Origin of the sequence: Vibrio sp. ZF 223, assembly GCF_003050585.1 — a bacterium.
Taxonomy (GTDB): Bacteria; Pseudomonadota; Gammaproteobacteria; order Enterobacterales; family Vibrionaceae; genus Vibrio; species Vibrio crassostreae.
Genome location: NZ_PIGB01000006.1, coordinates 76941 through 90795, shown reverse-complemented (window position 1 = coordinate 90795; position 13855 = coordinate 76941). Strand labels below are relative to the sequence as shown.

At 45.1% G+C, this 13855-nt stretch carries 10 protein-coding genes; 4 read left to right on the top strand and 6 right to left on the bottom strand.

All coding sequences use genetic code 11. The features are described from left to right. Positions 1–111: 111 nt before the first annotated feature. The 6 genes from leuO to CWO13_RS13335 all read right to left on the bottom strand — a co-directional run bounded on the left by leuO (position 112) and on the right by CWO13_RS13335 (position 8373). Positions 112–1071, bottom strand: a complete 960-nt coding sequence (leuO, locus tag CWO13_RS13360) for a transcriptional regulator LeuO (RefSeq protein WP_019826889.1) — start codon at positions 1069–1071, stop codon at positions 112–114. A 346-nt stretch (positions 1072–1417) separates the two neighbouring features. Further along, the gene (locus CWO13_RS13355; RefSeq protein WP_107898906.1) at positions 1418–2488 is read right to left on the bottom strand and encodes an MJ1255/VC2487 family glycosyltransferase; all 1071 of its coding nucleotides are present in this window, start codon (positions 2486–2488) and stop codon (positions 1418–1420) included. A gap of 54 nt (positions 2489–2542) precedes the next feature. Continuing rightward, on the bottom strand, positions 2543–3067 hold the full coding sequence (locus tag CWO13_RS13350; protein ID WP_102478667.1) for a phosphatase PAP2 family protein: 525 nt from the start codon (positions 3065–3067) through the stop codon (positions 2543–2545). A 205-nt stretch (positions 3068–3272) separates the two neighbouring features. Beyond that, positions 3273–6380, bottom strand: coding sequence for an efflux RND transporter permease subunit (locus CWO13_RS13345; RefSeq protein WP_108083069.1), 3108 nt, complete (start codon positions 6378–6380; stop codon positions 3273–3275). After that, positions 6377–7714 carry an efflux RND transporter periplasmic adaptor subunit gene (locus CWO13_RS13340; RefSeq protein WP_102432785.1) on the bottom strand — a complete coding sequence of 446 codons (1338 nt, stop codon included), beginning with the start codon at positions 7712–7714 and terminating at the stop codon, positions 6377–6379. Before CWO13_RS13340 ends, CWO13_RS13345 begins: the two co-directional genes overlap by 4 nt. Continuing rightward, positions 7714–8373 carry a TetR/AcrR family transcriptional regulator gene (locus tag CWO13_RS13335; RefSeq protein ID WP_048657989.1) on the bottom strand — a complete coding sequence of 220 codons (660 nt, stop codon included), beginning with the start codon at positions 8371–8373 and terminating at the stop codon, positions 7714–7716. Before CWO13_RS13335 ends, CWO13_RS13340 begins: the two co-directional genes overlap by 1 nt. Positions 8374–8941: 568 nt before the next feature. Here CWO13_RS13335 and leuA point away from each other — a divergent pair. The 4 genes from leuA (at position 8942) to leuD (ending at position 13826) form a co-directional block, all read left to right on the top strand. Further along, on the top strand, positions 8942–10489 hold the full coding sequence (leuA, locus tag CWO13_RS13330) for a 2-isopropylmalate synthase (protein ID WP_108083068.1): 1548 nt from the start codon (positions 8942–8944) through the stop codon (positions 10487–10489). A gap of 98 nt (positions 10490–10587) precedes the next feature. Next, positions 10588–11679: a 3-isopropylmalate dehydrogenase gene (gene leuB, locus CWO13_RS13325; protein ID WP_108083067.1), complete on the top strand. Its 1092-nt coding sequence runs from the start codon at positions 10588–10590 to the stop codon at positions 11677–11679. Between the two features lie 117 nt (positions 11680–11796). Then, the gene (gene leuC, locus CWO13_RS13320; protein WP_052880134.1) at positions 11797–13209 is read left to right on the top strand and encodes a 3-isopropylmalate dehydratase large subunit; all 1413 of its coding nucleotides are present in this window, start codon (positions 11797–11799) and stop codon (positions 13207–13209) included. Positions 13210–13223: 14 nt separating this feature from the next. Further along, positions 13224–13826: a 3-isopropylmalate dehydratase small subunit gene (gene leuD / locus CWO13_RS13315; RefSeq protein WP_108083066.1), complete on the top strand. Its 603-nt coding sequence runs from the start codon at positions 13224–13226 to the stop codon at positions 13824–13826. The last annotated feature ends 29 nt before the right edge of the window (positions 13827–13855 follow it).

Here is a 13855-nt window from a genome sequence, read left to right as displayed (position 1 = left end):
ATCAGTAATAGTACGTCTAACGCTAAGTTTTCTATCCACTAAAATAGCGCGCATAAAAAAGCCCCAAGCCAGACTCCTAGCTTAGGGCTTATAAATCATAGGGATTAGTGTCTAGTTAAGTGCCACTACTTCGCCACAGATCATCATTAACTGATCTCGTAACCAAATGTGTCCTTTATCCTTTTCACTTGATTCGTGCCAGCTTAGGAAGCCAGAAATCGCCGCATTATCGAATGGGAAATCTAGAATCTGAAGCTGCTCTTTGTTTGCTGCATGTTCTACCATCCAACGAGGAGCAATCGTTACTAGTTCAGATTGACCAACAACGTAAAGAACGTTGCTCAAGCTCGTACCTTCGTAGAAAGGCGTGCAATCTAGGTCACGGTAAGCTTGCTCAGAGAAGCTACGTTGACCATGGATGCGAGACAGTTTTGCGTGCTTTTCGTTAAGCAGCTCTGCCGCAGAAACTTCACCATTGATGCGTGGGTGAGAAGCAGAAGCAACCACAACTAACTCGTCTTGGAAGATTTCAGTGCTTGAGAAGCCTTGCTCATCAAAACGAGCGTAATCGATAACGAAGTCGATTTCTTGGTAGCGCATACGCTCAGAAAGTTGACGATCGAATTCAGCATCCATGTGCAGTTTAACGCTAGGTGCTTGGTCGTTGATTGTAGACATAATCTTAGGTGCAAAACGCATGTCACAAGGGCTGCAAATCGCAAGCTTGAACAAGCGAGAAGACGACTCTGGAGAGAACACAGAGCTTGGTAATTCGTTGCGTACTAGTTGAAGCGCTTGGCGGATAGGACCGAACAACTGACGTGCACGTTGAGTCGGTTGAATACCACGACCCTGGCGCATAAATAGTTCGTCGTTAAACATCACTTTCAAGCGAGCCACAGCGTTACTTACTGCCGGCTGAGACATACCTAAATTGTGAGCTGCACGTGTAATGTTTTGCTCTTGCATTACTGCATCAAATACAGTCAAAAGGTTTAAGTCTACTCCACGAAGTGTGCTTTCCATTCTGTAGCTAGCAATAGCACTCATTGCGTCTTTTTTATCTAACATTCAAGTTGCCTCTTGTCGGTACGACAGCGTTAAATTTGTAATGGTATGGGAATAGATAACCACTAGTTCTTATATTTATCAGACCGATGTGTTTCGGATTACCACTACTATTAACCAATACATCCCTAGCTACCAACAAGATTGATAAAGAATAATTTTATTTTACCTTAATGATTAATTAACACTTAAAAATCATAAATTTACAGAGTTATAAAAAAACATAAAATGCGCTACTTATGAGTTTCATTTCGACTTATTTAGCTGTTCTATCGTTTGGTTACATTTGTTACAAATTATTGAATCGATGAATTGATTGACCATTCGATTCAAAAACACCACTTATGGATTAGGTGAGTGATGCATAGCTTGGAAAATCCACCTTGTCCCAAAGTTGTTTTCTTAGGTCATCTTGGTTGGACCAATTTCCGGCTAAAACCCACTCAACAAGTGCACTAGCCACGTCTGGATAAGAGACAACCTCAGCCTGTTTTTCGTTGAGCCAACCACGCAAGATTGCTGGGTCAAGAAAGCTCATCGTTTGGGCTAATCCAAGCGCCTCAAGTGTTGCCACATTGCTCTGTTGTTCGAACTGCCCTTCAAGTGGTTTGAGAAGCAATTTCTTCCCTAAGGTTAAAGCTTCAGACGGCAATTCAAAGCCGCCATTTGCGACCACACCTGAGCACTGATTAAGGTCGAATTGGAAGCCCGCATGACTGAGTGGTTTGAACTCAATATTTTCGACTCGACTATGCTCAATAACATCTGGGTGGTAACAGACAAAATTATGCGAAATGAACTTCATCAGCAGCTCTGAGATCGACTCAAGATCCTCAAATGGCAAATAGACCAACGTAAAGTCTTGTGCTGTTTTGGTTTGTTGCTCACCAACTAGCGTGGGAGCGATAGGCGTATGAACAATAGGTGGAAGTATCGGCTGTTCAAAGTGATACCAGTGCAACCCAATTGAGTGCGCGGTTGGGGCGAAATGTTGAATCACTGAATGTTCAATCCAGTTACCCCCTTCTTTGGGTACATCATAACGAAACGCATTCTGGTGGCTTATCCCTATGCAAGGTACGCCCTGTCTTTTAGCTGCCCAAGCGGTCACGGGTTCAAAGTCGTTAAGCACTAAATCATATGGTGTCAGATCGATCTGGTTAATCTCACTGAGAAATCGCCAGATGTTGTTCTTCATGAATGTCTTGCCGTATTTCACCTGCCCCTGCTCACTATAAAACGTTAAGCCACTGCGGGTTTGGTAGTTTCCAAATTCTTCCATCGAGAAGTACTTGCTCTCATCTCTTCCAGAGAATAGAAAGTCGACATCGATATTTTGCTGACGAAAGGCGACGGCCATTGCTCTCGCACGTGCGATGTGACCATTTCCAGTGCCTTGTACGCCGTATAAAATTTTCATGCATGTTCCTTTAAATTTGCCACTTTAGCTCGGCAGTGGTTGCCAACAAAATAATTACAGGATGAAGCTGATGGCTAGACTCGTACAAGCAATGCCCAAGGCTGCGCCAATCAGTACGTCTGTTAAAAAGTGCACACCAAGTAAGATTCGAGAGCCAGCAATCGCAGTTGCCCACACCAAGCTAAAGAGATATAAGCTCGGATAGAAATGTCCGATTAGGGTCGCCATAACAAAAGCCGCCGCGGAATGCCCAGATGGCAGGCTGTATTTATCGGATGGCACAATGTGGGAATAAAGCAGTGAAGAGAATTCAGCCGGTCTACGACGCTTGAGGGTGTTTTTAGCAAGCCAATAAATAGGCAGTTCGATTGCAAAGGCGGTTAAGCCCACCAAAAGAAAGTCTCGGCCAGTACTGCTATCAGCCAGCAAAGCAATCAACGCAATTAACACGTAAAGGTGTCCATCTCCAGTATGAGACACCGCTTTACTGAGCGTTGCATGTTGCCCGCCATAGCGGTTGTTTAAACAGAAAACAGAAAATGCCACATCCCAGCGGACAATAGGTTCGATTGTACGCATACGATCTCCTTAACAATCCTTATTCAGTTAAGGCTCAAGTTATGCTCAACAAATGACAGTTAAGTGACGTTTTGAATGAACTAAAATGAAATTTCCTTGGGATGCGCAGTGCAGCCGCTCGGGCCAAGGATATGAAAAAACATCCTATAAACAATAAAGCGGCACTAGGCCGCTTTATTGTTTATTACTTATTTTCTTCCAATGTCTATAGCGAGAGAGGCTCGTGCTTTTTCACTAAACCAAAGTCCGCCAATATTGCGTAAGCCGCTGGGATCATAAACAGCACCAGTAAGGTCGAGGCAAATATGCCGAACACAATCGAAATAACCAGAGGCTGAATAACCTGAGCCTGTAAACTTGTTTCCGTTAACAGCGGTAGCAAACCAGCGGCGGTTGTCATTGAGGTCAAGAATACCGCTCGGAAACGCTCGCGACTGGCTTTCACCACCGAGTCATGCACGCTATCTCCCTCATCGACATGGTGACGAATGTATTGCACCAGCAAGATAGAGTCGTTAACCACAATCCCTGCGAGCGAAACAAAGCCCATCATGCTTGGCATACTCAAAGAGTGCCCAAGTATCCAGTGTCCAACGACCACCCCAATAAAAGCGAGTGGAATCGCCAACATCACGACCACAGGCTCTAAGTAGCTTCGGAATTGATAGCTAAGAATCGCAAACACGCCAAATAAGCCGAGTAAGAAGCCTTTGCCCATAGAGGCTCCGGTCTTAGCCGCATCTTTGGCCTCTCCTTCGAAATCAAAGCGTAAACCCGGGTACTTCTGAATAAGTTTGGCGGCTTCATCTTTTTGGAACTGAGCCAAGATCGCGGATGAACTCGCTTTCTTGTTATCAATATCACCAAAGATACTGATGGTTCTCAGCCCATCAATACGCTGAATTCGCACGTAATTACGTTGGAAATCTAACGTCGCCAACGTTGCTAGCGGGATCTGACTGCCATCTGCGGTGATGATCGGGAAGTTGGCCAGCTGCTGTATGTCGCCCGCTTGCTCTTTATCAAGACGCACTTCAATCGAGATATTCTCAACACCGATTTGAATCTCATCCGCTGTCTGACCAAAGAAAGCCGCACGCAATTGGGAAGCAATCATCTGCCCATTCACATTGTAGGTTTCAGCTCCCGGACGCAGCTTCACCAAGATCTCTTCTTTACCCATACGCATGTCGTCAAGCACGCCGTGCACGCCATCGAACTGATTAAGGTATTCCTGAATATCCAGAGAAGCGGATTTCAATGCACTTAGGTCATCATGCTTAGCTCGAATCTCGATAGCGCGACCACCCGGCCCCATGGTGGGTTGCTTGAATACCAGTGAGATTGGATCTGCAAGTTCACCGATGTCCTCTCGCCATGCATCGATGAAATCATCGATCACCGTATTACGACTCTCTGCTCCGCGTAAGTCTAAGCGCACTGTGGCTAGGTGTGGGCCAGATTCATTGGCATCGGCGTTAGCATTGAATTGGCTAGTTATGTGCTCGACCAGTATATTGCCTTCTTCAACCTCTTCGCTCCATTGCTTGTTCAAACGCTCAGCCGACGCGACAATTTTATCGACGACTTTTTCGGTTTGAGACAGTGATGCGCCCGGTGGAAGAATGATACGCGCTTCGGCAATATCACCATCCAGCTCAGGGAAAGGTTGGAACTTAACAACACCACCAGCAATCAAAGCGATAGAAAGAAGCAGTAAGGTCAACACTCCTCCCATGAAGGCATAGCGGAAGGTCACGACTTTCTCAACCATGTTCATCAAAGTGGTATTACGGAAGTTCTCAAACTTCTCAAGCAACACAACCTTAAAACGCAGCGCTGGCTTGTCATTCTTTTCTTTGTGTAATGAATGAGATAGGTGATTAGGTAGGATCAGGAAGGCTTCAATCAAGCTCAACGACAGCACCAAAATCAAGACTTGAGGAACGGCCTTAAGCACCGCGCCCATCTCGCCATCTAGGAACAGTAAGCTACCGAAAATACACACCGTGGTTAAGAAAGAAGACAACACTCCGGGAAACACTTTCTTAACGCCGTTGTACACCGCATCATCAACGTTTTGCCCCCGATCTAAATGGGACGCTATCGATTCGGCAATCACGATGGCGTCATCCATCATGATACCAATCGCCATCAACAGTCCGACCAGCGACATAATGTTAATCGATAAACCAAGATTGGCCATCAAAAACAAACCACCAAGGAAGGCTACCGGCAACCCCGCCGCTACCCAAAATGAATAACGTAAGCTGAAGAACAGCCACATGGTGGCGAACACCAGCACAATACCTTGCCAGCCATTACGCGCCATCATGGTTAAACGATCCCACAGCACAGAGGAGAGATCGTTGGTCATTTGTAGTGTCACACCGTCAGGAGCAATCGCGCTTTGATCTTCAACGAATCGTGTTACGTTCTCTTTGATTCGCAGCGCATCGTCTTCTTTGTTCTTACTGATCTTAAGCAGCGCCGAAGGCTTGCCATCAAATAACACCTTCTGTTCATCAAGCTCAAAGCGATCGGTAATTTTAGCGATATCTCTTAGACGGATCACTGAGCCATTTGGTGCAGAACCAACCACGATACTTTCCAGTTCAACTGGCGTGATACGTCTTTCGTCGAAACGAATCAGGAAGTTTTTATCTGGTGTTTCAACGTTACCACTCGGCAGTTTTACATTCTGACGGCCAATCTGTTCTGCGATATCACCGACACTCAAACCCAACTGACGAATCGCTTGGGTATCCAGTTCTACTCTATATTGATGATCTGAGAAGCCACTGACCTCGACCAAAGAGACATCATAGTCAAGCTTCATAATACGTTTAAGATCTTCCGCGTAGGCTTTAAGTTCCGGCCACGACGTTTCGGCTGTGATGGCGATATCAACGACTGGCTCATTCCAATCCAGCTCTTGTACGACAGGTGATTCAATCTCAGTTGGGAAGTCATTGATCGAGTTGATCTGAGTTTGCACGTCCACCAGCATTCGGCCGATATCCGCTTTCTCATTCAACTTCAGAATTAAACGGGCGCTACCTTCGATCGCCTCACACTGAGTTTCTTCAATGTTGGCTAAACCATCTACCGCGTCTTCCATTCGCACACATAGGCTCTCTTCCACTTCTTGTGGAGAAGCGCCGGGATAAACGATGGCTGCCATAATGTAAGGCGGATCATAAGCGGGGAAGGTTTCACGTTTGATGGTTGATAATGAGCTTATACCCATGATCAACAATCCAAGCATCAACAAGTTGGCTGCTGTTGGGTGCCTAGAGAAGAACTTGATCATGACGCACTCTCCTGAGTATCCGATTCAAGCTCAGCCTCTTCAGAGTTCGACTCTTTCAATAACATGCCCTCGATAGCTGGCAGGACATCATTTAGAACCAATTTGTCTCCGGTTTGTAGCTCACCACTCACAACCACTTGATTGTCTCTGCGATAAAGCACTTCAACATTCACCACTTGTAAACGCTGATTGTCATCCATCAAGTAAACCTTATCACCATGCAGTGCTCGCTCCGGCACAACCCAACTCAGATTCGCTACACCTTCAATCTCGGCTTTTACAAACATACCATTAACCAACGGCGTTGCGCTGTCTGGCTGCAGTTGTGAATAGTCTTGAGCGATCTCGAGAATAATCCCCGCCGTCGCTTGGTTTTCATCAACCGTTTCGCTGATTCTTGCTACCTTCGCAGGCCAGCTAAGATTCAGGTTACCGCTGTTAAGTTGGATGCTTGCTTTGATTGGCGCTTCATAAGGATTAGGAATTCCTGCGGTATCGCGAGGGAACTGCTTAAAACTGGAGGCTAAAGTTTGCATATCGTGAATAGAAAGTTGCGCCTCCACTTCCATGACATCAATCCCGTGAGCAATAAACATCTCTTGTTGAAGGTTAACCACTTGATTTTTCTCGATATCAACTTGAGCAATTCGCATCGCTCTTGGTAAAGTGACGGTAGTCTTATCGAGAGAGCGTTGCGCCTCTTTGAATTTAGATACATTGACCTTAATCACCGCTTCCGCAACACGTTTTTCGTCTGGCATTAATGCGATTTGGTTCGCGATATCTAATACCAACTTCTGTTGAGATAGCGCACTTTGTTTTTGTAGATCGACATCAGACTGCGAAGTCAGCCCTTTCTTACGCAGATCCTGTTTACGTTGTAACTCTTTATTACTGATCACTAAGCGATTCTTTTCGATCTTAAGAGTCTGATTAAGGTTGTCTTCTTCTTGATTCAATTTCGCTAATGAGGTTTGGCTTGATTTTAGATCCGCCTCTGCTTGTATCAGTTTCAATTCGTAATCCAATGGATCAACTTTGAGCACGACCGTTCCTGCAGGGATCACCTGCCCTTTTTCAAGATCTGGATGTCGATAGACAATCTGCCCTGTTACCTCGGCAATTGCTTTCCATTCGACTTTCGGCACCACCTTGCCAAAGCCAACCGCTAACGGCGCTATCAGTTGTTGCTCTAGGCTTACTGTATCAACTAACCGAGCACGGTCACCCGCAGGTTTGGTTGGAAGATCCGGTTTCAAGTTAATCGCGGCGACAAGGCCAATCACACCAACTGCAAGTGCTGGAAAGAAGAGTAGTTTTTTATTTATTTTCATTATCTTTGGTCCTGCACAGAAGAAGGGCTAGGCGTATTTATAAAGCCTTCTGTCATCAATTTAATGTTGTGTTCGATTAAACGGTTAAGAAATTCTTCATTAATCTCAATACCATGAATAGCAAGCAAAGGTGGGGGCGCAATGAACGGGAACACCATCAAGCTTATATACGACACGCGGCAGAGTTTGGGATCCATCTCTTTTCTTAAAACGCCTTGTTCAACCAGTTTTTCAAAAATGACATCCTGAGCTGGCTTAGCGACATCGTGAAAAACCTTTTCGAGCAATTCTCTTTGCACTTCAGAGGGAGGCATATTCATCACTTGGGCTAGCAAGCGAGGAAACTTAGGTACCTTGACCATCTCTTTGTAGTAAGTCCGCATTAGGTCAAGAAAGCTCTCATGACTACCTTCTTCAACCAACCTTTGCATCTGCAATTGCATCGGTCGTAGCGTTTCACGCAGCATGGCTTCAAACAGCCCGGCCTTACTGCCAAAGTAATAACGGATCATCGCAATATTGACACCCGCACGCTCAGCAATCAGGCGTGTCGAGACCTTGTCGTATGGCAGAACGACAAACAGATCACGAGCATGCTCAATCAATAACTGTCGAACATCTAAGTTCTTTTGAGGTCGCCCCGCTTTTCGTGCCGTCATGGAAAAAATCCATCTCTATAATTAATCATCTGATTAATTATAGAGATAAACAGGCGTAACAGTAGAAGATTAATTACTCATTATTTAATCAAGTGATTAATTAATTTGGTCACGCTTGTGATTTTTTTGGTGAATCGTTCCATCAAAAAGATTTACTACAAAGTTTTAACCTACACATAAGCCAAACGATAAACTAACCCCCCAATACAAAACCATCAATCAGATGATTTAGCCAATAACTCAACACAAAACAGTACAAACCAAACAAAAACGTCGCCAATGCACGCTGATATTGGATTTTCTTGTTTGACGCTCAGAATAAATTGCGGTAAATATGGTGTTAACAGTTTATTTACGGATATTTGTGTAATGATTTTTTCTTCTTCTCGACTGCTGAAACTTCTCCTTATCGTGAACCAATCGCGCGGGTAAGTTGTGGGTCAAGAACTACACAAATATTAAAACCCGCGCTGAGCGGGTTTTTTTGTAACTGGCACTTTTAAAAGAACATCATTCTTAATAATAATTTGGATAGCAATCGATTCATTATCGATATAAGGAAGCACCCATGAACGATCAAGTGATAATTTTTGACACGACCTTACGTGATGGCGAGCAAGCGTTGGCTGCAAGCCTTACGGTAAAAGAGAAATTACAGATCGCTTATGCACTTGAACGACTGGGTGTAGATGTTATTGAAGCGGGTTTCCCTGTGTCATCACCAGGCGATTTTGAATCAGTACAAACCATCGCAAAGAATATTAAAGATAGCCGTATATGTGCGCTTTCTCGTGCAGTAGCGAAAGATATTGATGCCGCAGCCGAAGCACTAAAAGTGGCTGAACAGTTCCGTATTCATACCTTTATTTCTACATCGACGGTTCACGTACAAGACAAATTACGCCGCAGCTACGACGATGTTGTCGAGATGGCAGTGAAAGCGGTAAAGCATGCGCGTAACTATACCGATGATGTTGAATTCTCTTGTGAAGATGCCGGTCGTACACCTATCGACAACCTATGTCGTATGGTTGAAGCAGCAATTAACGCTGGCGCAAAAACCATCAACATTCCAGATACCGTAGGCTACACAGTACCGAATGAGTTTGGTGGCATTATCCAAACGCTATTTGATCGCGTACCAAACATCGATCAAGCGATCATCTCTGTTCACTGTCACGATGACTTAGGCATGTCGGTTGCTAATTCAATTGCAGCTGTGCAAGCGGGTGCTAGACAAATTGAAGGCACAATCAATGGTATTGGTGAGCGTGCGGGTAACTGTTCTTTAGAAGAAATAGCAATGATCATCAAAACTCGTCAAGAGCTTTTAGGTGTTCACACAGGCTTGGATCATAAAGAGATTCACCGTACCAGTAAGTTGGTTAGCCAGCTTTGCCACATGCCAATTCAAGACAATAAAGCAATCGTTGGTGCTAACGCATTCAGCCACTCTTCGGGTATTCACCAAGACGGCATGCTTAAGAACAAGAACACTTACGAGATCATGACGCCTGAGTCTATTGGCTTGAAAAACAAAGCATTGAACTTAACCAGCCGCAGTGGTCGTGCAGCCGTTAAGAGCCACATGGACGCTATGGGCTACAAAGACAATGATTACAACCTAGATTCATTGTACGAAGACTTCTTGAAGCTTGCTGACCGTAAAGGCCAAGTATTCGATTACGACCTAGAAGCACTAATGCACTTCGCAAATCTGCGCGACGAAGATGACTTCTATAAACTTAACTACCTAAGCGTACAATCTGGTAGTGTTATGTCTACCACCAGCATCAAGCTTCAATGTGGTGATGAAGAGAAATGCGAAGCGGCTGTCGGTAACGGTCCTGTTGATGCGCTATATCAATGTATTTACCGCTTAACGGGTTACGAAATTGCATTGGATAAATTCGACCTTACCGCCAAAGGTGAAGGCGAAGATGGCCTAGGCCAAGCTGATATTATTGCTAACTATAAAGGCCGCAAGTACCACGGTACAGGCGTATCAACCGATATCGTTGAAGCTTCTGGTCAGGCGCTACTGCATGTTATCAATAGCATTCAACGTGCCGACACCATTGCTGAAATGAAACAGCAAAAAATCGCGACAGTTTAAATACCCAATAACAGAGCCCTAGAGCCGATGTTATTGGCTTTAGGGACAAAATTTAAAACGAGCCAAATAGCTCAGTAACAAAGAATTAAAGGATTAACATGACTGATAAATCATACAAAATTGCCGTACTACCTGGTGATGGCATTGGCCCAGAAGTAATGCAACAAGCACATAAAGTGCTAGACGCGATCGAAAAGAAGCACGCGATTAGCTTTTCTCGCGAAGAGTATGATGTTGGTGGTATTGCGATTGATAACCACGGCAGTCCACTTCCAGAAGCAACAGTAACTGGCTGTGAAGAATCTGACGCAGTACTTTTTGGTTCTGTCGGCGGTCCTAAATGGGAACACCTTCCACCAAACGATCAACCAGAGCGTGGTGCCCTACTTCCTCTCCGTAAACACTTCCAACTGTTCTGCAACCTACGTCCTGCACAAATCCATAAAGGTTTAGAGTCTTTCTCTCCTTTACGTGCTGACATCTCAGGTAACGGTTTCGACATCGTGGTAGTACGTGAGCTAACAGGCGGCATCTACTTCGGCCAACCTAAAGGTCGTGAAGGCGAAGGCGCAACTGAAAAAGCATTTGATACTGAGGTTTACCACCGCTACGAAATCGAACGTATTGCAAAGATTGCGTTTGAATCGGCACGCCTACGTAACAAAAACGTTTACTCAATCGATAAAGCGAACGTTCTACAGAGCTCTATCTTATGGCGCGAAGTTGTCGAAGAGATTGCAAAAGATTACCCAGATGTCACGCTAAACCACATGTACATCGACAACGCGACCATGCAGCTAATCAAAGATCCTTCTCAGTTTGACGTAATGCTGTGTTCAAACATCTTCGGCGACATCATCTCTGATGAGTGCGCAATGATCACAGGCTCTATGGGTATGCTTCCTTCTGCTAGCTTGAACGAAAGCAACTTCGGCCTATACGAGCCAGCAGGTGGCAGCGCACCAGATATCGCAGGTAAGAACATTGCAAACCCAGTAGCGCAAATCCTTTCTGCAGCACTAATGCTTCGTTACAGCCTAGGCGAAGAAGCGGCAGCACAAGACATCGAAGCAGCGGTATCTAAAGCGCTTTCAGCAGGCGAGCTAACAGCAGACCTTGCAGGTAAAAACCAAGCACTGACTACCTCTGAAATGGGTGACAAGATCGCTGAGTACATCTTAGTTTCATAAGCTAAATGCTCCGATTAAAAGCAAGTACATAAGAATAATATCAAGCCAAGTCAGCGTAAACCGCATGACTTGGCTCGAAACAAACACTGGGACTGATGCTCCCAAGGAAGAAAAGCTATGTCGACAAACCAGCAAGCAAAAACCTTATACGAAAAAGTTTATGACGCTCACGTTGCGGTTGCAGCGAAGGGCGAAACACCAATTCTTTATATCGATCGCCACTTAGTCCATGAAGTAACCTCGCCACAAGCCTTTGATGGCCTGCGTGAAAAAGGCCGTAAAGTTCGCCAAGTAGGCAAAACTTTTGCGACCATGGATCACAACGTATCGACACAAACGAAAGACATCAACGCTTCTGGTGAGATGGCTCGTATCCAAATGGAAACGCTATCGAAAAACTGTGAAGAATTTGGTGTCACGCTTTACGATCTAAACCACAAATACCAAGGTATTGTGCACGTAATGGGCCCAGAGCTAGGTATTACTCTGCCGGGCATGACCATCGTATGTGGTGACTCACACACAGCAACACACGGTGCATTCGGTTCTTTAGCATTCGGTATCGGTACTTCTGAAGTGGAGCACGTTCTAGCAACGCAAACGCTAAAACAAGCTCGCGCTAAAACCATGAAGATCGAAGTAAAAGGTAAGGTTGCTCCGGGTATCACTGCAAAAGACATCGTGCTAGCGATCATCGGTAAAACAACAGCGGCTGGCGGTACTGGCTACGTGGTTGAATTCTGTGGGGAGGCAATTACAGACCTTACGATGGAAGGTCGTATGACGGTATGTAACATGGCAATCGAGTTGGGTGCTAAAGCGGGTCTAATTGCTCCAGATGCAACAACATACGAATACATCAAAGGTCGCAAGTTCTCTCCACAAGGCGAAGACCTAGAAGCGGCAATTGAATACTGGGACACATTGAAAACCGATGCTGACGCTAAATTCGATGCGGTTGTTACATTAGAAGCGGCAGACATCAAACCACAAGTCACTTGGGGAACAAACCCAGGTCAGGTTATCTCGGTAGACACACCAATCCCAGCACCTGAAAGCTTCGCTGACCCTGTAGAAAAAGCATCTGCAGAAAAAGCGCTGGCTTACATGGGCCTTGAAGCCGGTAAATCTCTATCTGATTACAACGTAGATAAAGTGTTCGTTGGTTCTTGTACTAACTCTCGTATCGAAGACATGCGTGCAGCAGCAGCGGTAGCGAAAGGCCGTCAAGTAGCGAAACATGTTCAAGCGCTTATCGTTCCGGGTTCAGAGCAAGTTAAAGCACAAGCTGAAGCTGAAGGCCTAGATAAGATCTTCATCGAAGCCGGCTTTGAATGGCGCTTACCAGGCTGTTCTATGTGTCTTGCAATGAACAACGACCGTCTTGGTCCACAAGAGCGCTGTGCTTCTACATCAAACCGTAACTTTGAAGGTCGCCAAGGCCGTGATGGTCGTACGCACCTAGTTAGCCCAGCAATGGCAGCCGCAGCGGCAATCGCTGGTCACTTTGTCGATATTCGTGAACTTTAATTAGAGGATTTAACATGTCAGGTTTTCAACAACACACCGGATTAGTCGTTCCTCTAGATACGGCCAACATCGATACTGATGCGATCATTCCAAAGCAGTTTCTACAGAAAGTAAACCGCATCGGTTTTGGTAAGCACTTGTTCCACGATTGGCGCTTCTTAGATGACGCAGGCCAGCAACCAAACCCTGAATTTGTAATGAATGAAGAACGCTACCAAGGCGCTTCAATTCTTCTAGCTCGTGAAAACTTTGGTTGTGGTTCATCTCGTGAACACGCACCTTGGGCACTTGCTGATTACGGCATTCAAGTGATTATTGCGCCAAGCTTTGCCGACATTTTCTACGGTAACTCGATCAACAACCAAATGGTGCCAGTTCGATTGACTGAGCAAGAAGTGGATGAGCTATTCCAATTCGTTGAAGCGAATGAAGGTGCAGAAATCACAGTTGACCTAGAAGCAATGAAAGTTAGCGCGGACGGTAAAGAGTACTCGTTTGAAATTGATGAGTTCCGTCGTCACTGCTTACTGAATGGCCTAGATAACATCGGCCTAACACTTCAACACGCCGATAAGATTTCAGAGTTTGAAGCTAAGATTCCTAGCTTTCTAAAATAAGAAGTCTTGAAATAGAATCGCACTGTTTT